The organism is Alteromonas sp. 009811495, from assembly GCF_028865455.1.
Taxonomy (GTDB): domain Bacteria; phylum Pseudomonadota; class Gammaproteobacteria; order Enterobacterales; family Alteromonadaceae; genus Alteromonas.
Window position 1 is genome coordinate 4,411,352 of sequence record NZ_CP113972.1, and the last position, 20,705, is coordinate 4,432,056.

The window sequence follows — 20,705 nt, forward strand, 5'->3', positions numbered from 1 at the left end:
AGCCTCACCATTATGCTTTCTTGGCTTTCTCTAGCGCTTCGTCGATAGAACCAACCATGTAGAAGGCTTGCTCTGGAAGGTGATCATACTCACCGTCTAGAATGCCTTTAAAACCACTGATTGTGTCTTTAAGCGATACGTATTTACCAGGTGCACCGGTGAATACTTCTGCTACGAAGAACGGCTGAGATAGGAAACGCTGAATCTTACGAGCACGTGATACCACTTGCTTGTCTTCTTCAGATAGTTCGTCCATACCTAGGATCGCGATGATGTCTTTCAGCTCTTTATAACGCTGAAGAACAGTTTGTACGCCACGTGCTACGTCATAGTGCTCTTGACCGATTACTAGCGGGTCTAGCTGACGAGACGTTGAATCTAGTGGGTCTACCGCAGGGTAGATACCTAGAGACGCGATATCACGAGAAAGTACTACCGTTGCATCCAAGTGAGCAAAGGTTGTCGCTGGAGATGGGTCAGTCAAGTCATCCGCTGGTACGTATACCGCTTGGATTGAAGTGATTGAACCAGTCTTCGTTGACGTGATACGTTCCTGAAGTACACCCATCTCTTCTGCAAGAGTAGGCTGGTAACCTACCGCAGATGGCATACGACCTAGTAGTGCTGATACCTCAGTACCTGCTAGGGTATAACGATAGATGTTATCTACGAAGAATAGTACGTCACGGCCTTCGTCACGGAACTTCTCAGCCATTGTTAGACCAGTTAGTGCAACACGTAGACGGTTACCTGGTGGCTCGTTCATCTGACCGTATACAAGCGATACTTTATCAAGTACGTTTGATTCATTCATTTCATGATAGAAGTCGTTACCCTCACGAGTACGCTCACCAACACCGGCGAATACTGAGAAACCGCTGTGCTCGATCGCGATGTTACGGATAAGTTCCATCATGTTTACGGTTTTACCTACACCCGCACCACCGAATAGACCAACTTTACCACCCTTAGCGAATGGACAAACCAAGTCGATTACTTTGATACCAGTTTCTAGTAGTTCTACCGAGCTAGACTGATCTTCGTAGCTAGGCGCTTCACGGTGAATAGACATACGCTCTTCTTCACCAATTGGGCCAGCTTCGTCGATTGGGTTACCCAATACGTCCATGATACGACCTAGTGTCTTCGTACCAACTGGAACCATGATTGGGTTACCGGTATTTTCTACTGTAAGACCACGTTTAAGTCCGTCAGTAGTACCTAGTGCGATGCCACGAACAACACCGCCACCTAATTGCTGTTGCACTTCCAGGGTTAGACCTGACAAGTCACCTTCGGTAACTCGTAGTGCGTCATAAACTCTTGGTACCGCATCTTGTGGAAACTCAATGTCCACAACGGCGCCAATGATTTGGACGACCTTACCTTGACTCATAATTTGTCCTCGTTATCTCTTTTAAACCTTTGCCTACACCGCTGCGGCACCGCCAACAATCTCACTAATTTCTTGTGTGATTGCGGCTTGACGCGCTTTGTTATATACCAGTTGTAACTCATCAATAAGGTTACCGGCATTGTCGGTTGCTGCCTTCATGGCAACCATTCGCGCAGCTTGTTCTGACGCTGCGTTTTCTACAACACCCTGATACACCTGAGACTCAATGTAACGAACCATTAGTGCTTCCAAAATCTCTTTTGGATCTGGCTCGTAGATGTAGTCCCAACGATGTTGATATTCTTCGTCTTGTGACTTTGGCAAAGGCAATAACTGATTGATCACAGGTTTCTGTGTCATGGTGTTAACGAAGTCATTGAATACCAAGAATACTCGGTCTAATTTTCCTTCGTCGTACGCTTTAAGCATAACGCGCACAACACCTACTACATCGCTTACTGACGGCTTGTCACCCAAACCAGATTCAGCGGCCAACAATGTGCCACCAAAACGGTTGAAGAAACTGCACGCCTTAGAACCTAATGCAGCAAAATCTACTTCTACACCCTGGTCGCGCCATTTCTTCACGTCCTGAGTTACAAGCTTAAATTCGTTGGTGTTTAAACCACCACATAAGCCTCGGTCAGTAGAAATCACAATATAACCAACACGCTTGACTTCACGCTCTTCCAAATAAGGATGGCGGTACTCAAGGTTACCGTTAGCAATGTGACCAATCACTTTTAGCATGTTTTGTGCGTATGGGCGGCCAGAGGCCATGCGTTCCTGCGCCTTTTTCATTTTAGACGCAGCAACCATTTCCATCGCACTGGTAATTTTTTGAGTATTCTTGATACTCCCAATCTTACCTTTAATCTCTTTACCGCTGGCCATGACTATCTCTCCGATTACTCAACGAAATGTGCTGGTGGTTAAACACCAGCACCATTGATTACCAAGTTTGTGTCGCTTTAAAGTTAGTTAAAGCGTCGTTCAACTTAGAGGCAATCTCGTCGTTGTAGTTACCTGATTCGTTGATAGTCTTCATCAGCTCAGCATGTTCGCTGTTCATGTAAGAGTGAAGAGCAGCTTCAAAATCTAGGATTTTGCCAAGCTCGATGTCCTTAAGGAACCCTTTCTCTACTGCGAACAGTGAAACACCCATGTCAGCGATAGAAAGTGGAGCGTACTGTTTCTGCTTCATTAGCTCAGTAACGCGCTCACCGTGTTCTAGCTGTTCACGAGTTGCATCATCAAGGTCAGAAGCGAACTGCGAGAATGCCGCTAGTTCACGATACTGAGCTAGGGCTAGACGGATACCGCCACCCAACTTCTTGATGATTTTAGTCTGTGCAGCACCACCAACACGAGATACCGAGATACCAGCGTTAACCGCTGGACGGATACCTGCGTTGAACAAGTCAGTTTCTAGGAAGATCTGACCGTCAGTAATCGAGATTACGTTAGTAGGTACGAATGCTGATACGTCACCTGCTTGCGTTTCGATAATTGGAAGCGCAGTAAGTGAACCAGTTTGACCTTTAACTTCACCGTTAGTGTAACGTTCTACGTATTGCTCGTTTACACGTGCAGCACGCTCTAGTAGACGTGAGTGAAGGTAGAATACGTCACCTGGGTAAGCTTCACGGCCTGGTGGACGCTTAAGTAGTAGTGAGATTTGACGATAAGCAACAGCTTGCTTAGACAAATCATCATATACGATTAGCGCATCTTCACCGCGGTCGCGGAAGTATTCACCCATAGTACAGCCAGAGTAAGGCGCTAGATATTGAAGCGCTGCAGACTCAGAAGCAGAAGCAGCAACTACGATAGTGTGCTCAAGTGCACCGTGCTCTTCTAGCTTACGTACTACGTTAGCGATAGTAGACGCTTTCTGGCCAACCGCTACGTACACACACTTAATGCCTGTACCTTTTTGGTTGATGATAGCGTCAACAGCCATAGCTGTTTTACCACACTGACGGTCACCGATGATAAGCTCACGCTGACCACGACCAACTGGGATCATAGCGTCAACTGACTTATAACCAGTTTGGATTGGTTGGTCTACTGATTGACGCTCGATTACACCAGGTGCAATTTTTTCAACTGGCTCAAAGCCCGCTGCGTCGATCGCACCTTTACCGTCGATAGGCTCACCTAGCGTGTTTACAACACGACCAAGTAGGGCGTTACCAACTGGTACTTCTAGGATACGACCAGTAGATTGTACTTTTGTGCCTTCTTGTAGGTCTGCGTACGGACCCATTACAACCGCACCAACTGAGTCTCGCTCAAGGTTTAGTGCAATTGCGTAACGGCTTCCAGGAAGCTCGATCATTTCACCTTGCATTACATCTGCAAGGCCATGAATGCGGATAATACCGTCAGTAACTGCGACGATAGTACCTTCATTGCGTGCTTCACTGGTTACATTGAACTGTTCAATTCTTTTCTTGATCAGTTCAGCAATTTCAGTGGAATTAAGTTGCATGCTCTTATCCCCGTTATGCTTGCAACGCGTCTGCTAGACGGTTCAATTTCGACTTTACGGAACCATCAATGACTGTATCGCCGGCTTTAATAACCATTCCAGCGATAAGGGCAGGGTCCACGTTACAATTAAGCTTCACTTTACGTGCCAAACGTTTTTCCAAAGATGCAATCAACTCACTTTGTTGTGCATCTGTCAGCGTTGATGCTGAGGTTACGTCCACTTCTACCTCTTTATCGTACTCTGCTTTAAAGGCATCGAACATAGTAGAAATTTCAGGCAACGCGGCTAAACGTTTATTCTCAGCCAAAACCTTCACAAGGTTTTGACCGTGTTCGTCGAGTTGCTCACCACACACATTATTAAAAATGTCGGCTAGCGTATCAGCGGCAACAGCACCAGATAATAACTGGTGCATGTCATCGTTTGCTGCTACTGCGCCTGCGAAGGCGAGCATTTCTTGCCATTTTGCAACGGCGTCTTTCTCGACAGCAAAATCGAAAGCAGCTTTAGCATAAGGACGAGCAACGGTTGTCAATTCAGACATGGCTCATCTCCCTATTAAAGCTCAGCGACAAGTTTTTCAACAATGTCGTTTTGTGCGCTTGCATCGATTTCACGTTGTAAGATTTGCTGTGCACCAGCGACTGCAAGAGCAGACACTTGCTTGCGCAAATCTTCTTTGGCACGATTGCGTTCAGCTTCAATCTCGGCATAACCAGAAGCGATGATTTTCTCGCGTTCCGCATGGCCTTTTTGCGTTTCTTCGTCAACCAATTGGTTGGCACGCTTTTTAGCCTGCTCGATAATTTCAGCTGCTTGCGCTTTCGCATCTTTAAGCTGCTCGGTAGCTTTCGCTTGAGCTAGCTCTAGGTCTTTCTCTGCACGTTCAGAAGCTTCAAGGCCATCGGCAATCTTCTTCTGACGTTCTTCAATCGCTGCGATTAGCGGCGGCCATACATATTTCATGCAGAACACCACGAACACAGCGAAGGCGATTAATTGACCAATAAAAGTGGCGTTAATATTCACTATCGCCTCTCCTCATAAAAGTTCGCTAGAGTATGAATTAAAGTAGGTACTGAGGTGGAGCGAACAATAGGAATAGTGCGATACCAACACCGATCATCGCGATAGCATCGATTAGACCCGCTACGATGAACATTTTAACTTGTAGTTGTGGTGCAAGTTCTGGTTGACGAGCAGCAGACTCTAGGAATTTACCACCTAGAAGACCGAAGCCGATAGCGGTACCAAGAGCACCCATACCAATTAGGATAGCAACTGCGATTGCAAGCATGTTTAAATCTCCGATTTAAAGTTTAGTTAAGGTTAATGTTTAAAATAAAACTCGGTTAAAAACGGTACCGACAAACATATTCCCGGTACCCGTTAATTCTTAGTGGTCTTCTGCCGCTAGGCTTAAGTACACGATGGTTAGCATCATGAAAATAAACGCCTGAAGCGGAAGTACCAGAATATGGAATACAGCCCACATAAAGTGCAGTGGAAGCTGGAAGTAGCCAATCGTCGCAATAAGGATGAAGATTAGCTCACTCGCGTATAGGTTACCGAACAAACGCAGCGCTAGTGAAAGCGGACGCGCAAGCAATGTAACCGTTTCAAGAATGAAGTTCACCGGAATGAAAAGAGGGTGACCGAAAGGCTGCATAGTAAGCTCTTTAGTAAAGCCACCAATACCTTTCATCTTGATTGAGTAGTAGATAATTAGGATGAATACACCCGCTGCTAGAGCAAACGTAAGGTTAAGGTCAGTGGTTGGTACCGCCTTCATGTATACGTCGTGTGGGTCCATACCAAACGCTGAAGAACCAATTAGGCCCGCGATGGTAGGCAGCAAGTCAACCGGAACAAGGTCCATAAGGTTCATTAGCAATACCCATACGAAGATAGTTAGTGCTAATGGCGCGATAAGTGCGCTCTTACCGTGGAAAGTGCTTTTCACGTTGTCATCAACAAACTCAACGATTAGCTCAACAAACGCCTGCATTTTTCCAGGTACGCCAGTTGTCGCTTTTTTCGCTACGCTTCTAAAGATGAAAAGGAAAAGTAAACCAAGACCAATAGACCATGCCAACGTGTCGACATGCCATGCCCAAAAACCAGCATCAGAACACGCTTTGTTAAACGCGATTCCGTTGTCAGTTGAGCACATAGTGGCATTGGTCAAGTGGTGCTTGATGTATTCTGAGGTAGTGTATTCAGATGCCATTGTTTAACCCAAGTTGTAAAGTGTAAAAATTTGGTGACTGGTTCTTTTGGTTCATTCGGTGTTCTATTTTTCGTTATCTACGCTTTCGCGTTTTTATTGTTTCGTACCGTAATGAAACATGGCTAGCGCATGGCTAGCTGTGGTAATCACGAACGCGGCGAATATTTCAAGCGGCGTAGCATTTAAGCCTTTAAACGCAATTACAAATAAAATGATTGTCAGTGCCAGCTTCATTTTTGAGCCTTGGCTAAAACTTCGTGCAACAAGGTCGTTTTTACTCGCGCCTGCATAGCGAAATGCAAAGGCTGTAAATACGATAGTAGGCAAGATGCTAATCATGGCACCCGCCGCCGCTGACATTGCGGAATGACTACCCGCAGCAGCAAAAGCGATTACAGTAACGACGAGGGCGGTGATAACCTGAAAAAGTAGCCCTTTTTTGGCGAGGTCTAAACCTCGTTTTGCTAGCCTGTTCGTCACTTTTTCTCGCAGCTTGTTCACGTCTTACAAAAAGCGTCAGAAGTATACTGTTTTACCGACAATTTTCAACAGTACATCGCTTTTTGAAAGTTATTCTGAAAATTTTCTATTGCTATAACCGGAAAGGAGAGTGTCCGCTTGTGACAGCAGACAGTGCATCTATTGCGGGTAGGCAAAGGGTATATTATTTTTATTATTTAAATAAACTATTGAATTTTATTAATAATTCCATCTAATTGCTCTAAGTCACTGAAGCTAATCGTCAGCTTTCCTTTGCCTTTTGCATTATGGTCAATGCTCACAGGCGCCCCTAAATTTTCTGAAAGTCGGGTCATAAGGTTTTGAACATCTGGATCAACTTTCTTCTCAGGCTTTGGCTTAGCAGGCTCTAATAGCTTTTTAACTAACTTTTCAGTGTCGCGTACGGTTAATCCTTTGCCTGATACTACCTGAGCGGTTTCTGACTGCGTTTCCCCCTCAAGAGCAAGCAGAGCACGGGCATGGCCCATTTCAATATCACCGTGCTCGACCAATAGCTTTACATCATCATTCAAATTATTTAAACGCAGCAAATTGGTTACTGTGGTACGTGATTTACCTACCGCTTCAGCCACTTCTTGATGAGTTAGCGCAAATTCGTTCATTAAACGGTCAAGTGCTTGCGCTTCTTCCATCGCGTTTAAGTCTTCACGCTGAATATTCTCGATAAGCGCTATCGCGACAGCAGCTTCATCCGGCACATTTTTGATAAGACAGGGTACTTCATCAAGCTGTGCTAGTTGCGATGCACGCCAGCGGCGTTCGCCTGCAATAATCTCATAACGATGTTCATCGACTTTACGCACGACAATAGGTTGAATAATACCTTGTGCGCGAATTGACGAGGCCAGTTCTTCTAGCGCATCTGGCGACATGTCTTTACGAGGCTGATATTTGCCTGGCACTAAATATTCAATTGGCAGTTTATTCAACTCACCATTGGTTGAAAGTACCTCGGCGGCATCTTGTTCTCGTTGAGCAGATGATTGGCTGGTTGCTAGTAGCGCATCTAGACCGCGGCCAAGGCCTCTTTTACGTGCTGACATAGTGTCCTCTATGGCATGTGCTGATGATATTCAGCTTATTCTCGTTTAACTTGCTTTTGCCTGTGCAGGCGAAGATTTATCCCGACGGCGTAATATTTCGCCCGCCAATGCTAAATACGCTTTGGCACCAGTTGATGACTTATCGTAGTACATCGCGGGCGTTCCAAAGCTTGGTGCTTCAGCAAGACGCACGTTGCGTGGAATTACCGTACGATAAACTTGCTCACCAAAATGACGCTTGAGCTGCTCTGAAACGTCATTTGCGAGGCGATTACGCGGGTCGTACATAGTACGCAATACGCCTTCAATCTTCAATTCTGGATTTACGACCGACGCTAATTTTTGAATGGTATCCATTAACGCAGTAAGACCTTCAAGCGCATAGTACTCGCACTGCATTGGCACCATAACCGAGTCAGCGGCTGCAAGTGCATTTACCGTCAATTGATTAAGCGAGGGTGGGCAATCGATAAAAATAAAATCGTAGTAGTCCATCACTGGAGCCAGTGCGTTGCGAAGTCTCACCTCGCGCGCAAACATTTCCATCAATTTGATTTCAGCCGCAGTCACATCGCCATTTGCCGCGATAAGATCGTATTTACCGCTTGTCGCTTTTACGATCACTTCATCGATGGGCTTTTCTTCAATCAACAATTCAAACGCGGTGGCATCGACGTCGTACTTGTCTACGCCACTGCCCATCGTTGCGTTGCCTTGAGGGTCAAGATCGATAAGCAACACTTTTCGCTTGGTCGCTGCCATTGAAGCAGCCACATTAACTGCGGTGGTCGTTTTGCCTACACCACCTTTTTGATTCGCGATCGCGATTACCTTAGCCACGTTAGATCCTGTTATTTCTTTTTCAGCCAAACCAAATGTCTTTCGCCGACTAGATTAGGCACAGTGAGGTTTTCCGTTCGACTCACCTGAAAGTGATCACTTACTTCGTCTATTTCTTCTTGCGGAAACTGACCTTTTAGCGCCAAAAACTGACCATCTGAATCTACCAGATGTTCGCACCAGTGCAACATATCTTTTAATGAAGCGAAGGCACGACTAAGTACAATATCGTAAGGTTTTTCACCATTATGCTCTTCTACGCGACTTTGCACAGGGGTTACATTGGTAAGCTTAAGTGTATGGACACATTGTGTCATAAAGCGAACGCGCTTCCCTAATGAGTCAAGCAGGGTGAACGATTTGTTTGGAAAAGCGATAGCCAATGGCATACCGGGCAGACCAGGTCCTGTGCCTACATCAATAATATTTTCACCAGCACTTGCAGATAAATGGGGCACAATGGCTAATGAATCAAGAATGTGCTTAACCATCATTTGCTTTGGGTCGCGCACTGACGTTAAGTTATACGCTTTATTCCACTTATCAATCATCACAACATAGTCAACCAATTGCTGTTGCTGCGTATCACTAAGTTCAAGTGAGAGTGCCGCGAGGCCTGATGTCAGTATGGTATGCAATTCTTGTGGTAAGCTCATGGATAATTCTGTTTTATCTAATTGAAAAAAAGCGTTTTTCCAAAAACTCATACTTGTCTTAACTTACAAGTGGTGTAAGTGGAAAACGTGAATTTAACGTTGGAAGATCTTTGTGCCGGCGAACACACTTTGCCGAGATCGTCACAATGATACGCGAAGATCTCGGAAAAGCTAAGTGCTTGTGATCGCTAGGCGAGTTAAGTGCGTGTTTTACGCACTGATTTTATCTTGCTTGCGAAGCATGCCGTGTTTTTTGAGGTAAACCAACAACAGTGAAATGGCTGCTGGCGTAATGCCTGATATACGCGACGCTTTACCAATAGTTTCCGGACGGGCTTCAGATAATTTCGCCACCACTTCATTTGATAATCCAGAAATCTTACTGAAGTCCATATCTACCGGTAACAAGGTATTTTCGTGGCGCTGTGTTTTAGCAATTTCTTCCATTTGACGCGCAATATAACCCGCGTACTTAATTTGAATTTCAACCTGCTCAGCGGCAATCGGATCGTCAAGGCCTGGGCCGATACTTTCAATTTCCATCAACTGGCTATAAGTCATCTCTGGTCGACGGATCAATTCTTCAAGAGAGTGTTCGCGACTTACCGGGTTTTTAAGCATTGGGTTTAATTCTGGCGTTGCCACATGATCAGGGTGGATCCACTGACCGCGAAGACGCTGAAGTTCACTTTCAACCGCTTCCATCTTGTCGTTAAATTTAGCCCAGCGCGCATCGTCAACTAAACCAATCTCACGGCCCATCGCAGTTAAACGGCTATCTGCATTATCTTCGCGAAGTAGCAAACGATACTCAGCTCGACTGGTAAACATACGATACGGCTCTTTTGTCCCCATCGTAGCAAGATCATCAATCAATACACCCATGTACGCTTGGTCACGACGCAAAATGAGTGGATCTTTTTGCTGTACTTGAAGCGCCGCATTAGCACCAGCGACAAGCCCTTGTGCACCAGCTTCTTCGTAGCCAGTTGTTCCGTTGATTTGACCGGCAAAGAAAAGCCCTTCAATAAATTTTGTTTCAAGAGTTTGTTTAAGGTCTCTTGGATCAAAGAAGTCGTACTCGATAGCGTAGCCAGGACGTACGATATGGGCATTCTCAAAACCTTTGATTGAACGAACAAGGTTCATTTGAACGTCAAATGGCAAGCTGGTTGATATGCCATTAGGATAGACTTCAATGCTGTTTAAGCCCTCAGGCTCAACGAAAATTTGGTGCGATGATTTGTCAGCAAAACGCGTGATCTTATCTTCGATGCTAGGGCAGTAACGAGGACCAATACCTTCAATTACACCAGTAAACATGGGTGAGCGATCAAGACCACCACGAATAATGTCGTGTGTTTTTTCGTTAGTATGCGTGATGTAACATGGTATTTGCGTTGGGTGCATTTCACGGTTACCCATGAAAGAAAATACCGGTGTTGGATCATCGCCTGGTTGAGGCTGCATAACCGAGAAGTCGAGCGAACGGGCATCTAAGCGCGCCGGTGTACCTGTTTTTAATCGATCAACACGGAATGGTAGCGCGCGAAGTCTATCAGCAAGTGCGATTGAGGGCGGATCGCCTGCGCGACCACCTCGATAGTTCTCAAGACCAATGTGAATTGTGCCGCCAAGGAAAGTACCCACCGTCAGTACAACGGTTTTAGCTTTAAACTTCAGTCCCATTTGAGTCACTACACCGCATACGCGATCGTTTTCAACAATGAGATCATCCACGCTTTGTTGGAATAACGTCAGGTTTTCTTGGTTTTCAACAATATTGCGAATAGCATTTTTGTAAAGCGTACGGTCTGCTTGCGCACGTGTTGCGCGCACAGCAGGCCCTTTACTAGAATTAAGTGTTCTAAACTGTATACCGCCTTGATCGATAGCAAGCGCCATTGCGCCACCTAAGGCATCAATCTCTTTAACCAAATGGCCTTTTCCGATCCCACCAATAGCTGGATTACATGACATCTGGCCAATTGTTTCAATATTGTGTGTGAGCAGTAATGTATTTGCACCCATGCGCGCAGATGCTAGTGCAGCTTCTGTACCTGCATGCCCACCGCCAACAACGATGACATCAAATGCTTCAGCATAAAACATGGATAAACCTCACTAAAAACCTAAGGAAAAGACGTATAAACAACCAACTCTTTAAACAGACACTGCTGAAAAAAGGGCGCGTATTTTATCTGAGTTATTGGATAAATAAAATGATTAAATTTTCTTCAAAAGTGTTTTTTGAAAAAGGCTGATCGAAATATAAGATCTTAAGATCTCTTTTAGATCTGTTTATTTTTACTTTTATTAGGATCATCAAGATCTGTGGGTAACCGATCAAAGCGCATTAAGATCATCTAGTTACGCGATCAATAAGTTTGGGAAACCCCGATCCATAACCCCCTCTCAAACTTGTGCATAAATAGCCTTTTTATCCACATGCCGATTTGTTTGAAAAGTTATTCTTTTTTCGATCAGAGCTTATACACAGCGGTTTGTGGGATCCTATCCACAGGGGTGATCAAGATGTGATCCAACTGGGGATAAAATGTTTGCTAAATATGTATTGCGATCAGAAGATCGCGTAACCACATGCCTTACAGGTCGATCTTATTGTGGAAGAGATCTTTTCATTTACCTGTGATTAGATCGCAAGATCACGTTTTGCACTGTGCGCAATTTGTTTCGTAACTTCCCTGTTACGGCAATAATATTTCGCTTTTTTATTGAAAATGTAGACCTTCATCAGAGCATCAGCGTTTGTGTGATACCACAATCTTGTACAAAATATGTATCGTGGCTGACTAATAAAAGTCCTCCTTTGTAGTTTGACAGTGCTTCAGATAGCCTTGTTTTTGCTTCTATGTCTAAATGGTTGTCAGGTTCATCAAGTAATAAGAACGGATTGGTTGTTTGATGACTTACAATAAGCATAGCGACTTTCATCTTTTGACCACCGCTAAGGGTTTGTGCCTTTTGTAATACGCTGTCGCCGCGTAAACCAATGCCTGCAAGCAGGGTCCTCGCATCGCTTACCGTTAGCTCATTACAATGGGTCAAAAGATTATCCAACACGGACATATTTGCTTCAACAACAGAAAAATGCTGGTCAAGATAATAGGTGGGGGTATTCACGCGCATCGTGCCACCTGCAATGCGATAGTTACCTATTAGTGTTTTTAAAAGGGTTGATTTACCGCATCCATTAGCGCCTGACACATGACACTTTTCATTCGCTTTTAAAGTCAGTGATAAAGGCTTTTGTGTACCAAAGGGCAGTACGACGCGGTTTAAAGAGATCACTGTTTTTCCACTTGCTTGAGTGTCTTTCATATAAAACTGCTGTGGTGTTAGCTCGCTTTGGCGAGTTTTTAGGGCGGTTTCTTTCTCCTGTAAACGCACTTGTCTGGCGCCGTGGTTCTTATTTCTCGTCGACGCGCTAGCTTGCGCACTGTCTCGCTTTTTATCTAGCAGTACTTTAGGTTGGCTTTTGTCTTTGCGTAACTTGTTACCCTGGCTTGCCCGTTGCTGCGCTTTTTCGTGATTCTTTTGCGCTTGTGCCGCCATTTGTCGTTTTTGTTTGTCTACAGCGTTTAGCTGACGCTCTACGGCGGCCAATTCAGCGTTTTTTTGCTTTTGGTAGTGATCAAAATTACCGCCAAAACAGTGAAGGCCGCTTTCTGATAACTCCCATATTTGCTCTACATCTTCTAACAGTTCACGGTCGTGTGTGATCAACAAAACACTACCCTTAAAAGCGCCTAAGCGTGTTTTAAGCCAATGTTTTGATGTGCTATCAAGGTGATTAGAAGGTTCATCTAAAATCAGTAATTCATGGTCTTCATTGAGAAGTTTTAGAAGTTGGAGCTTTGCTAGTTGTCCGCCACTTAAGTGAGAACAAGGCAAATCTAGTGCACAGGGCACACCTATTTCACGTAATGAAAGCTCAACCGTTTCACGAAGGTTCCAGTCATCGCCAATAACGTCAAACCAGTGCGAAGCACAGTCACCTGATGCCACTTGTTGTAACGCATCTAGTTTTTCATGTACGTTGAGATATCGCGCTATGGTGACGCTGTCATCAGACAACAAATGAGAAGTTTGTTGGTGATAAACCCCCAGATGTGGCGTACAAACCACACGTCCGCTTGTTGGGAATACTTGTTTGCAAAGGATCGCAGCCAAAAGTGATTTGCCTACACCATTATTGCCTACTAGGCCCACACGTTTGTGCGAAAGTTGGCACGATAGACTGTCAAACAACAGTCGGCCATTGTCTAACTGATAAGAAATTTGTTGTGCGTGTAGTAACGGCATAATGTGCCTCCTGTTACACAGGGGCAAGCGCGTGTCAGGCAATTATATACATTCTCAAGTAGAGAAGGCTTGAGTAGATAAAACTTTTATAAAGCGTGAGAAGTCCGACAATGCGCCCACTAACCCTGTAGATCCAAAATAAAAAGAAATGGAAAACAGGTGTTAGTTGTTCATGTCGAGACGACTCCGTAAGATTGGTGGCTATAAAATAGTCAGAAAGTGACTTTTCGTCAAGACTAAGTTAACGCACCTGATTGGGTTGATAACGAGGTTGTGCGTTTGAAGACTGCATATCTTCTTGTTCTATCGTAAGGCCTTCACGTCGACTTGGCCCTTGGAAGCGTACTTTGTAAGTGTCGTATTCTTTGATAGATTCAAAACAATAACGACCTAGAGCATTCTCGAGTTCTGCTAAGTTGTGGTTAGTGATAAGAATACAGTTTTTCTTATTGACCAAACGCTGTCTGAGTAGATTGCCAAACCAACTTTGCGCATTCTTTTTAAGCGCTGATTCGTTGACACACACTTCATCTAAGATCAGCAAGTCCACATCAAGAAGCTCTTGATTGATCTCTCTAAAGCGTTGGCTTGCGTTGTCTGTCGCAGCAAAATCAAATGAAAAGTTGCGCATTTCAAGCAGGGTAGAGAGTTGTCGATAGAGCACTGAAATTTCATATTGCTCAATAAGTTGGTGCGCAATAGCACCGGCTATGTGAGATTTGCCACGACCGTAATCGCCATAGAACAACATCATATGTGAGCCACTTTGTCGCCACGCAGGATCATCATGTGCGGCTATAAAGGACTGAGCTATTGATACTGCTTCTATTACATCATCACTGTCTTCGACTAAGTTCGCAAAGGTCCACTTTGGGTTGAGGTCAGAACGGCCATGTATAGCTTCTACACGCGCTTTTTTGCTGCGTTGTTGTAGCTGCGAAACCTCTTCATTGGCTTTGGCTTCGTATTGCTTTCTCAGCGTTCTGTAATCGATATACTCTTCATTGTTATCGACATTCTTGTTTAGCGCCTTGGCCAGGTTGGCAATTTTGTCAGCTATACGATCCATAATGATTTAACTCTTCTTTGATGCGGCATATTTTTCCACAAGCTTTCTAGCATTATCATCCGCTTCTATGCCGGCTGCAACTTTCACTTGCTGTGTACCTACTACTTTTGTTGGCGCATAGCCTGATGCAAGTCGCTTGCGTTTGATATTGTTGGCAAATTTTTGTGTCCATTGAAATTCGCTGAATACCGAGCTAGGGCGACCCAACCAATAAGCGACAAATTCACCCACTTCGTTATCATCGAATGTTTTATCGATAATACCCAGTAGTGACGCCATCTCTTCAAACAGTGCTTGGTTCGGTTTCCAAGTTGCTGACATTGCGCTGTGACGTGTATGTAGCTGATCAAAGTCAGACTGCGGCTCGCTAATTAGCGGAAGCAGTAGCGTTTTGCCATTAATGGTGTGCTCTAAATCCATCTCAACAGGAAGTGCCACTAAACCCACTTGTTCCAGTTGTTTTATTAACGAGTTTATTTGCCGACCCCGTTGATAGGGGGTGTCTTTATCATCACCGTTAAGTAAATTCAGCAAGTGCTTATAATCAATAGGAGATGAAGACGTGGTAGCGCTATTGGCGCCTTCTCGTAACCCAAGCAAATATAATACGCGACACTCGTTAGACAGTGGCGAGGTTAATGCGGCGAGCTCAGCTTGGGTAAGATTCGTTATCATAAATGATCAAGCTGACCTTCAAACCATTCCACGGCCGCATCTTCAGGAATTGGGTGTTCAAGCACATCGATATAAAGTGCATCGGCAAGTAAAGTACCACCGTTATCAGTAATGTGCTTCTCTATTTCTTTAGCGCCAAAGCAAAAAGTATCGTAACTGGTATCACCCAGGCCAATGACAAATGCATTTACTGTGTGTAAAGGTGCGCCTTTTAATTGCGCGGCAAATTCTTGAATATTGTCTGGGAGTTCACCTGCGCCATGAGTCGACGTGCATACAATCCATGTCGCATCCGTTTTTATTTCATCGAGATTTGGCTCGGTGTGAATTGTGTGTGTATGACCGCTTGCATCAAGCTTTTCAGCTATGGCATCTGCTACGTATTCTGAAGCACCTAACATGGTGCCTACAATAATTTCAAAATGCTTACTCATGGTTTACTGACTTCTTGTTATATCTCTTATTTGCCAATACAAAACGACGAAAATATCTTACCAAGCAGGTCGTCTGAAGTGAATTCTCCGGTTATCTCACACAGTGCTTGATGGGCTAGCCGCAACTCTTCGGCAAGTAACTCTCCGGCCATCGCATCGTGCAACTGCTGTTCGCCTGTACTGACATAGCTATAGGCCTGATCTAAGGCATCGATATGACGGCGACGAGCGATAAATTGCCCTTCAGTAGTGGTGTCAAACCCCATCGTTTTAGCCAGATGCGCCTTAAGCGTATCAACACCATCACCTTGTTTTGCCGACAGATTAATAACCGATATATCGCCTTGTTGTGTATTGACGGTACTTTGACCGATATCTAACGTACTCAGGTCGGCTTTATTGCGTACCACAGTAACAGGAATACCTTGTGGGAGGCGAGCCATAAATTCTGGCCAAATAGCAAAGGGATCAATGACTGTCGTTGCGGTTGAATCAACCACAAACAACACGTGATCTGCCTCGTTTATTGCTTGCCACGCGCGCTCAATACCAATTTGTTCTACTTTGTCAGGGCTTTCGCGAAGACCTGCAGTATCAATAATGTGAACGGGCATGCCATCAATATGAATATGTTCTTTCAGTACATCCCTTGTAGTGCCCGCTATATCAGTGACAATTGCACTGTCGCGCCCAGCTAATGCATTTAACAGGCTTGATTTGCCAGCATTGGGTCTACCTGCAATGACCACCTGCATACCTTCGCGTAACAAGGTACCTTGTTTAGCTTGTTCGCGTACGGTAGTAAGGCTTTGCATAATGGTGCTTAAGTCACCTGCTACTTTGCCGTCTGATAAGAAATCAATTTCTTCTTCTGGAAAATCGATCGCTGCTTCAACGTACATGCGAAGGTGAACAATTTGGTCTGATAATGTTTGAATTTGTGTTGAAAACTCACCCTGTAATGAGCGAAGGGCACTACGAGCGGCTTGCTTAGAACTTGCGTCTATCAAGTCAGCAATTGCTTCTGCCTGTGCAAGGTCTAGTTTGTCGTTTAAAAACGCCTGTTCACTAAATTCACCAGGATTGGCTAAACGAGCGTGACCCGTCGCCAGCACAGCATCTATTAGCATATCCATGACGACTTGACCGCCGTGGCCTTGAAGTTCAAGTACATCTTCACCAGTGAAGGAATTAGGCCCTTTAAAAAACAGAGCAATACCTTGGTCTATAACCTGTTGGTTAGCATCAACAAATGGCGTGTAAGCGGCTAAACGAGGCGTTAGCTTACAAGGTACAAGAGCTTCAGCTATGTCTTTAGCTTTTGGGCCTGATACGCGAACAATACCCACACCACCTCGACCCGGCGCTGTCGCTTGAGCTGTGATGGTGTCGGTTGAAAGGGTGAGTGATTGCATAATTAGTCGCGGAAGTTCTTAAATTGAAATGGCTGGCCAAGGTCAGACGCTTTTACAAGCGCAATCACTTGCTGCAGGTCATCACGCTTTTTGCCTGTAACACGCAACTCTTCGCCCTGAATGACGGTTTGTACTTTAATTTTGGCGTCTTTAACCAACTTTACAATTTTCTTCGCCATTGGTTGCTCAATACCTTCTTTGAAGGTAATGGTTTGACGATAGGTTTTACCGTGTGCGTCGTAAGGCTTTACGTCCATCGATGAGGTATCAACGTTGCGCTTAGACATAGCAGTACGAAACATGCTTTCCATCTGTTGAAGCTGGAATTCAGCTTCTGCTTTCATCACTACGGTTTTATCTTTGTATTCAAAGCTGGCGTCTATGCCGCGAAAGTCAAAGCGTGTTGAAAGCTCTCGGCTGGCGTTTTCTGTTGCGTTACGCACTTCTTCCATATTCAATTCAGAAACAATATCAAATGATGGCACAGGGAATATTCCTCTAACTTGTAAGACAAAACAGCCCGCTTAGGCGGGCTGTGTAATTGAGTGATCAGCGTACTACTTACTGCTGATGCCCCGCTTCTCCATAGAAGCATAAATCATTTTGGCTTGAACCAAGGTAATCACGTTACTCACTAGCCAGTATAGTACTAGACCTGCAGGGAACCACAGGAAGAACACACTCATTGCAACTGGCATCCATTGCATGATTTTTTGCTGCATTGGATCAGTAATAGTGGTTGGCTGGAGTTTTTGCAATAGGTACATACTTGCGCCAGTAAGGATAGGCAGTACAAAGTATGGGTCTTTTACAGAAAGGTCAGTGATCCACAATACAAAATCGGCGTGACGTAGTTCAACACTTTCCATTAATACCCAGTAAAGTGCCAAAAATATTGGCATTTGAAGTAATAATGGAAGGCAACCGCCCATTGGGTTTACTTTCTCTTTGCGATACAGCTCCATCATTGCTTGTGACATTTTTTGTCTGTCATCGCCAAAACGGTCTTTTAGCTGCTGCATCTTAGGCGCCAAATTACGCATGCGCGCCATTGACTCATATTGCTTTTTAGTTAGCCAGTACATTGCACCTTTCACTACAATAGTGATAAGAATAATCGCAACGCCCCAGTTATTTACCAAGCTGTGCAAAAATTGTAGCAGTGCAAACAGATACTTTGAAATCCACCACAAGAACCCATAGTCCACTGTTAAATCAAGGCCACGAGCGATTTGAGCAAGGCTGTCTTGATCTTTAGGACCTAAATAAAGTGTTGAAGAAAGGGTTTGCGTATCACCGGCTGCGATGGTCGCAGAAGGTGCAAGTACACCTACGACAGCGTAGCGGTTGTTTTGATTGCGTGAATACAGGCTATTGGTTGCATCTTGAGGCGGTACCCAAGCTGAAACGAAATAGTGCTCAAGCATACCTACCCAGCCAGCTTTGGTCGTTACGCGAAGATTTTCATCTTCGATATCATCGAATGTGAGTTTCTGATATCTGTCGTCTTCTGTTGAATACGCAGCGCCGCGATAGGTAGGCATAAACATGTTGCTATCATCTTCAAATGCCATGACTTGCTTAAGTTGCGCGTAAGGCTGTACCGTCGCGTTAGAAGCTGTGCCGTTTTCAACCGTATAGCTTACGTCAATTTCGTAGCTATCCTTTGTAAACGTAAAGGTCTTTGTTACAGAAAGACCTGCGCTGTTTTTCCACGTTAGCGGCACAACGAGCGTATCGCCCGTCATTTCATAAAATTCGCTAGACGTATTGTACACAGGACGTCCAACTACTTTATCTGCATCAGGACCTTGCGCACCTGTTAAACCGCTTTGCGCCACATAAAGGCCGTTTCCTGAACGAAGCAAGCTGTACGGGATATCTGAACCTTGTTTGACAGGAAACTTAAGTAAGTCTGCTGATACAACATCACCGCCTAGTAAATCGATACGCAAATCTAGCGTGTCTGTTTTAACTTCAATAATGCGGCTAGTGTTTTGTGAAGCGGTTGCTACTTGCGCAGAAGGTGCTGCAGCATCGCCACTTGGCACTTCTTCACTGTTCACATCTTCAAAAGAGGGAACACCTTGTGCTGTTTGTTGCGTTTGTTCTTGCGCGGCTGGCTCAACTAGCTGTGGCCCATAATCTTTTTGCCATTGTTGCCAAAGCAAAAAGCTAACTAGCGCGAGGCCAATTATCAGAAAACTACGTTGCGATTCCATACAGGTCTCTTTATTTTGAGTGTTTATTTTGTTGTTTTTCCGGCACTGGATCATATCCGCCGGCATGCAAAGGGTGGCATTTTAATATGCGTTTAATCGATAACCAACCGCCTTTTACCAATCCGTGCGTTTTTAATGCATCAATAGCATACCAAGAACAGGACGGATGGAAACGACAACGTTGCCCTAATACAGGCGAAATAAACCATTGATAGCACTTTATCAAGGCCAAAGGGACTGCAATTAAGAGTTGTTGCAACGCTTGTTTAATTTTTTCCATAGCTTTTCCAATGTTGCGAAAACTTCTTGGTTGCTAAGGTTGTCAGCACCGGATTTCCCGATAACGATAATATCAACGTTGGGAAGGTCATGCTGCTTAAGTCGAAAGCTTTCTCTTACTAAACGTTTTAAACGATTTCTGTCATGGGCTTTTCGGATGCGCTTTTTGGCAAGCGTAATACCCAAACGTGGTGACGTAAGTGAATTTTTTCGAGCTAGAATTGTAAAAGAGGGAGATACAGCTGGAGTTGCGTTATCAAACACATAAGTAAAGTGGGTGGGAGTTAGCAGACGCAACTCCCTAGAAAACTTATTCTCGCCCACTTTGGCGTCTTTCAATTAAGCTGAAAGACGAGCGCGGCCTTTTGCACGGCGAGCTGCTAGTACTTTACGACCATTTTTAGTCGCCATACGAGCACGAAAACCGTGAGAACGCTTGCGCTTAAGATTGCTCGGTTGAAATGTTCTTTTCATGACCAAAGTCTCACTTATATTTAGTTAAACATAGGCGTTTTTGGTAACACATTATGCTGTTGCCAGAACAATGTGGTGTTTTCACCAGAAAAGCCCATCGAAAAAGGACGCTGAATTCTAGAGATCTCGGGGGCTCCTGTCAATGCATATTCTCTCTTTTTGGACGAATAAGTGAACAATTTTCGCTGTTTTTTAATCGATAAAGCAGTTTTTTATACAATTAGGCTGTGAATAACGCGATTGTGACACTGATGTTATCCACAGTAGATTGTGTAAAAACACAATAATAGTGAAAAATGCAAGGGGATCTAACGCATTTTTAAGGGTATTTTAGACAGATGTTTTCTCATAATAGAGCGTTTTGATCTAAAGCAAAAGTTATTTAAATTCATTGTTTTATCATTTTGATCCTTAAGATCGATCAAGATCGCCATTTACATTATGTTGATAACGTAAGATAATCCACAGCGAATAAAACGATAATTTAATTTCTCGCTGTTACCCAACATTTCCAACGCTATTTTCTTAATGGCGCGTTTTGGTGCCTGCTATTTTCACGCTTTTATGCAAACGTGACATCTATGGGGTTGGCTTTTTCACGCGAGTTACGGGAGCTAGCAACGTACC

22 protein-coding genes are annotated in these 20,705 nt (G+C 44.4%); all 22 read right to left on the minus strand.

What is annotated here, in order from left to right; genetic code table 11:
- Nucleotides 1-10: 10 nt before the first annotated feature.
- Nucleotides 11-1,396: a F0F1 ATP synthase subunit beta gene (gene atpD / locus OZ660_RS19755; RefSeq protein WP_159625374.1), complete on the minus strand. Its 1,386-nt coding sequence runs from the start codon at nucleotides 1,394-1,396 to the stop codon at nucleotides 11-13.
- Nucleotides 1,397-1,429: 33 nt separating this feature from the next.
- Nucleotides 1,430-2,290 (minus strand): F0F1 ATP synthase subunit gamma, encoded by an 861-nt coding sequence (gene atpG, locus OZ660_RS19760; protein WP_159625373.1) that lies wholly within the window; start codon nucleotides 2,288-2,290, stop codon nucleotides 1,430-1,432.
- A gap of 58 nt (nucleotides 2,291-2,348) precedes the next feature.
- Nucleotides 2,349-3,890, minus strand: coding sequence for a F0F1 ATP synthase subunit alpha (gene atpA, locus OZ660_RS19765; protein WP_159625371.1), 1,542 nt, complete (start codon nucleotides 3,888-3,890; stop codon nucleotides 2,349-2,351).
- 13 nt (nucleotides 3,891-3,903) lie between these two features.
- Nucleotides 3,904-4,437 (minus strand): F0F1 ATP synthase subunit delta, encoded by a 534-nt coding sequence (gene atpH, locus OZ660_RS19770; protein ID WP_159625369.1) that lies wholly within the window; start codon nucleotides 4,435-4,437, stop codon nucleotides 3,904-3,906.
- A gap of 14 nt (nucleotides 4,438-4,451) precedes the next feature.
- On the minus strand, nucleotides 4,452-4,922 hold the full coding sequence (gene atpF, locus OZ660_RS19775) for a F0F1 ATP synthase subunit B (RefSeq protein ID WP_159625367.1): 471 nt from the start codon (nucleotides 4,920-4,922) through the stop codon (nucleotides 4,452-4,454).
- Nucleotides 4,923-4,959: 37 nt separating this feature from the next.
- Nucleotides 4,960-5,190, minus strand: a complete 231-nt coding sequence (atpE, locus tag OZ660_RS19780; protein ID WP_075177146.1) for a F0F1 ATP synthase subunit C — start codon at nucleotides 5,188-5,190, stop codon at nucleotides 4,960-4,962.
- Nucleotides 5,191-5,289: 99 nt separating this feature from the next.
- Nucleotides 5,290-6,123, minus strand: coding sequence for a F0F1 ATP synthase subunit A (gene atpB / locus OZ660_RS19785; protein ID WP_159625365.1), 834 nt, complete (start codon nucleotides 6,121-6,123; stop codon nucleotides 5,290-5,292).
- 93 nt (nucleotides 6,124-6,216) lie between these two features.
- Nucleotides 6,217-6,603, minus strand: a complete 387-nt coding sequence (locus tag OZ660_RS19790) for an ATP synthase subunit I (RefSeq protein ID WP_159625363.1) — start codon at nucleotides 6,601-6,603, stop codon at nucleotides 6,217-6,219.
- A 206-nt stretch (nucleotides 6,604-6,809) separates the two neighbouring features.
- Entirely contained in the window at nucleotides 6,810-7,688 is an 879-nt protein-coding gene (locus OZ660_RS19795) for a ParB/RepB/Spo0J family partition protein (RefSeq protein WP_159625361.1), read from the minus strand.
- A 45-nt stretch (nucleotides 7,689-7,733) separates the two neighbouring features.
- On the minus strand, nucleotides 7,734-8,528 hold the full coding sequence (locus OZ660_RS19800; RefSeq protein ID WP_202263009.1) for a ParA family protein: 795 nt from the start codon (nucleotides 8,526-8,528) through the stop codon (nucleotides 7,734-7,736).
- Between the two features lie 11 nt (nucleotides 8,529-8,539).
- Nucleotides 8,540-9,184, minus strand: coding sequence for a 16S rRNA (guanine(527)-N(7))-methyltransferase RsmG (gene rsmG / locus OZ660_RS19805; protein WP_202263010.1), 645 nt, complete (start codon nucleotides 9,182-9,184; stop codon nucleotides 8,540-8,542).
- 210 nt (nucleotides 9,185-9,394) lie between these two features.
- Nucleotides 9,395-11,296, minus strand: a complete 1,902-nt coding sequence (gene mnmG / locus OZ660_RS19810) for a tRNA uridine-5-carboxymethylaminomethyl(34) synthesis enzyme MnmG (RefSeq protein WP_226433679.1) — start codon at nucleotides 11,294-11,296, stop codon at nucleotides 9,395-9,397.
- 642 nt (nucleotides 11,297-11,938) lie between these two features.
- Nucleotides 11,939-13,510 (minus strand): ATP-binding cassette domain-containing protein, encoded by a 1,572-nt coding sequence (locus tag OZ660_RS19815; RefSeq protein ID WP_274742128.1) that lies wholly within the window; start codon nucleotides 13,508-13,510, stop codon nucleotides 11,939-11,941.
- 241 nt (nucleotides 13,511-13,751) lie between these two features.
- Nucleotides 13,752-14,579, minus strand: a complete 828-nt coding sequence (locus OZ660_RS19820) for an ATP-binding protein (protein WP_274742129.1) — start codon at nucleotides 14,577-14,579, stop codon at nucleotides 13,752-13,754.
- Between the two features lie 6 nt (nucleotides 14,580-14,585).
- Nucleotides 14,586-15,254, minus strand: a complete 669-nt coding sequence (locus tag OZ660_RS19825) for a DnaT-like ssDNA-binding domain-containing protein (protein ID WP_202263014.1) — start codon at nucleotides 15,252-15,254, stop codon at nucleotides 14,586-14,588.
- On the minus strand, nucleotides 15,251-15,688 hold the full coding sequence (locus OZ660_RS19830) for a flavodoxin domain-containing protein (protein ID WP_274742130.1): 438 nt from the start codon (nucleotides 15,686-15,688) through the stop codon (nucleotides 15,251-15,253). The genes OZ660_RS19825 and OZ660_RS19830 overlap by 4 nt, the downstream gene beginning before the upstream one ends.
- Nucleotides 15,689-15,714: 26 nt before the next feature.
- Nucleotides 15,715-17,103, minus strand: coding sequence for a tRNA uridine-5-carboxymethylaminomethyl(34) synthesis GTPase MnmE (mnmE, locus tag OZ660_RS19835; protein ID WP_274742131.1), 1,389 nt, complete (start codon nucleotides 17,101-17,103; stop codon nucleotides 15,715-15,717).
- 2 nt (nucleotides 17,104-17,105) lie between these two features.
- Nucleotides 17,106-17,588, minus strand: coding sequence for a YajQ family cyclic di-GMP-binding protein (locus tag OZ660_RS19840; RefSeq protein WP_274742132.1), 483 nt, complete (start codon nucleotides 17,586-17,588; stop codon nucleotides 17,106-17,108).
- A gap of 72 nt (nucleotides 17,589-17,660) precedes the next feature.
- Nucleotides 17,661-19,325, minus strand: coding sequence for a membrane protein insertase YidC (yidC, locus tag OZ660_RS19845; RefSeq protein ID WP_274742133.1), 1,665 nt, complete (start codon nucleotides 19,323-19,325; stop codon nucleotides 17,661-17,663).
- 10 nt (nucleotides 19,326-19,335) lie between these two features.
- A complete protein-coding gene (gene yidD / locus OZ660_RS19850) occupies nucleotides 19,336-19,584 on the minus strand; it encodes a membrane protein insertion efficiency factor YidD (protein WP_207308071.1) in 249 nt (82 codons plus the stop codon).
- Nucleotides 19,569-19,928 carry a ribonuclease P protein component gene (gene rnpA / locus OZ660_RS19855; RefSeq protein ID WP_202263024.1) on the minus strand — a complete coding sequence of 120 codons (360 nt, stop codon included), beginning with the start codon at nucleotides 19,926-19,928 and terminating at the stop codon, nucleotides 19,569-19,571. The genes yidD and rnpA overlap by 16 nt, the downstream gene beginning before the upstream one ends.
- 15 nt (nucleotides 19,929-19,943) lie before the next feature.
- On the minus strand, nucleotides 19,944-20,078 hold the full coding sequence (rpmH, locus tag OZ660_RS19860; protein WP_014290886.1) for a 50S ribosomal protein L34: 135 nt from the start codon (nucleotides 20,076-20,078) through the stop codon (nucleotides 19,944-19,946).
- Nucleotides 20,079-20,705: the final 627 nt, after the last annotated feature.